Genomic DNA, 2734 nt, shown 5'->3' with positions numbered 1-2734 from the left:
TAATGCGCAGCCCATCGGCTTCGTGGTATCGCTTTTGGACGATACCTTGCTCAGCGCCGAGCGTAGCCAGACCTCGAAGGCTTACGCCCGTTCCTGTCGGACACGCTTTCGCTCGTAGGGCGCTTCTCGCGGATGTCAGCGTCGTTCCTGCGTGCCAGGAGAGATAGTGGATCTTTCGTCTAGCATGGGCAAGACATCCAACCCCTGAACATGGCGTCTTTATAAATGGAGTTGTAGCTTGCGACCGTGTCGGTGCAGAATTCTTCTGAAGCCTTTCACCAGGGCCGAGTTCTGCGGGAAGAGCGGATCTGAGTTCCTCCCTGACATACGTTCATCGAGGTGCCAAGCGGAGCCCGGTGCGACGCGTCCGGCGTTCGCCCGACGGGGAAACTGCGCGCCAAACCAGTCACACCAGTTCCGCACCCACTCGGTGTTGAAGCTCACCCCGCACTGGATGTGAAGCTGTAATGCGTTGTATCGTGGCTCATCTGAACTGAGTCTGGAAAACCGGAAGTCGCCAAACACCCAGACTTCCAAGAGCTCAGCCGGATGAAAACCCATAAGAATGCCAACCTTCGCCCGCCGACCCGAGATCCAAGACATCACCGAACATGGTCTGAGTGTCCCGAAGCAACCGCTTAGCCATTGCGTTACAGCACCGACGGCTCAAGTGGCTGGGCCGTTGTCTGGCCGGTAGCGTGCCGACGCTTCGTCCCGGCCGGGCCGCTCGCCGTGGAGGACCCGTCCAAGGCCCTGTTGATCGTGGAGTTGAGCCAACGGCGTATGCTCCAGCGGCAAATCGCCCGCAATGTTGGTGTTTCCGAACCCACTGTAGCCGGTGCTCGCGCGCGCTAGCCTGTCCAGGCTCGCGGGTCTTCAGCCACGCGAGCCCGTCATGCGCTTTGAACAGGCCGCTCCGGGTGACCTGCTGCACATCAATACCAAGCTCGGTCGCATTTGAGCGGCCCAGCCACCGCGTGACCGGCAACTCCGCGATTCAATTGGCAGCAACACAAGTGCGACAAGCCGTCATGAGGTGTGCACCGCACTTAATCGATAACCTTAATTCCGTACGCCACTTCCGACCGTCGCTTTGCGCCAGCGGCTTTGGTCAAAAGGAAACATAAGGTAATCGCGCACCGTGATCGGTTCAGACTGGCTTGCGAGGCCAACTTCCGGCCACTCGTCCTTTGTCGGCCAGTACGCCGTACGGAAAATCGTGTCCCAGAGCGTCGTAAATGTCCCGAAGTTTCGGCCCCTGTGACGCGCTTCTATTGAATGGTGAATACGATGGAACTTGCCATCCCCGACGATGTATCGTAGCAGCCCAAGATGAATTCGCGTGCTCGAGTGAGACAAGTGGACCTGAAAGGCAATCAGCGTCAGGGCAACAGTTGGCACGACGCCAGATTCGAAGCGGATCAGAGCGAGCGGCATTGCGACGAAAAAAGCATAAATAAGCGGCTCAGATAAGTGATGAGCACAATTCCAAGCCGTCAGTTCGCGGATAGAATGATGGGTGGCGTGCATGCGCCACAGGAATGGAATAGCATGCTGTGCACGGTGCATCCAGTAGCGGAAGAAATCAGCGGCAATTGCGACTAGAACGCCTGAAAGAACGCCGAAGCCCGCGCTAATAATTGCGTTGTCAGAGTGAAACAACGTCCCGAAATTCACCGTCAGGAGCGGCTTGACCCCTAACCATTCAAGAGCCACAGCGTAGACGTGCCAGACAACTGCAGCGAACCCAAGGCGAATGATCCAATTTCGTACTCCGCGAACATATGACGCAAAACTGTATCGATAAGCCGGAAACATCAGCTCGAGCGCGACACAGACGGTAGCGAATATCGCTACGAACTTGAACGAGTTTACGAAAAACCCGGCCATCTGATTTACATCAAAAAGGTGCAATTGTCTACTCCGTCAACGAGGCTGTATGCTTTCTGGTGGAGATTTTAGGCCAATGGAAACGCGATATGTCGCTCAAGCCATTTTCGCTCGGATCGCGCGCACAAAAACCAAGCAATCTTGACGTTACATTCCATGGCGTATTCACACAGAGATCTGCCACCGTTGGAATCTATCACGGATAGGTCGACATTTCTCGAAGTTTGGCAATCGATTGTTTGGATGGGACTCATTCGAATCCCAAATGACTCTCACACCTCCGCAGTTCTGGTCTACGCCGGAATCTCAGAAAATCCCGCCATAACGGCAAACGGGTTATGACGCAGGGCCGCTGTTCGATGAGGATTGTCGAAAAGGTGGCGGCGATCCTGACAGTATCGACAGACCCAATGTAGATTGGCTGGACCGGATCCAGATGTCGCTGAAGGCCGCCAGCGCCACATCGTACTAGCCATCGGTGTTGGTCGAGCGCATGGGCGTTCAAGTTTGGAGACGAGCCCGCCCAGGCCGCACACGCCGATGCCGGCCTTGAATACCGTTACGCCACCTGACAGATTGACCGCGAAGAAGAACGCCTTGGTCGGGACCATGTGCGACAGGATCGTTCTCGCGATCGCATTGCTTGCATTGATTCAGCGCGTTGAAGTTCGATATCTTTAAAACTCAAAGCCGAAATGCAAGACCTCGAATTTTCGGCCTCAGTGTGCGAGAACGGGTAGTTGAGGATATCTCCGACCGGACACGGTTCCAGGCCGGCATGGAGCGTTTAGCTTGGGAACTAACAGGCCGCTGAAATACCTCCAGCGGACGTCAGCGCGACGAT

At 55.7% G+C, this 2734-nt stretch carries 1 protein-coding gene and 1 pseudogene; one reads left to right on the top strand and one right to left on the bottom strand.

What is annotated here, in order from left to right:
* Positions 1–565: 565 nt before the first annotated feature.
* Positions 566–989, top strand: a pseudogene (locus MKD38_RS30400) (transposase family protein); the annotation flags it as partial.
* 73 nt (positions 990–1062) lie between these two features.
* On the opposite strand, the gene MKD38_RS30395 reads toward MKD38_RS30400, so the two are convergent.
* The gene (locus MKD38_RS30395; RefSeq protein ID WP_012354745.1) at positions 1063–1890 is read right to left on the bottom strand and encodes a sterol desaturase family protein; all 828 of its coding nucleotides are present in this window, start codon (positions 1888–1890) and stop codon (positions 1063–1065) included.
* Positions 1891–2734: the final 844 nt, after the last annotated feature.

This window comes from Cupriavidus sp. WGlv3, from assembly GCF_023952475.1.
GTDB lineage: Bacteria > Pseudomonadota > Gammaproteobacteria > Burkholderiales > Burkholderiaceae > Cupriavidus > Cupriavidus phytorum.
Note: the sequence above shows the minus strand (reverse complement) of the source record. Positions and strands in the feature narration are given on the sequence as shown.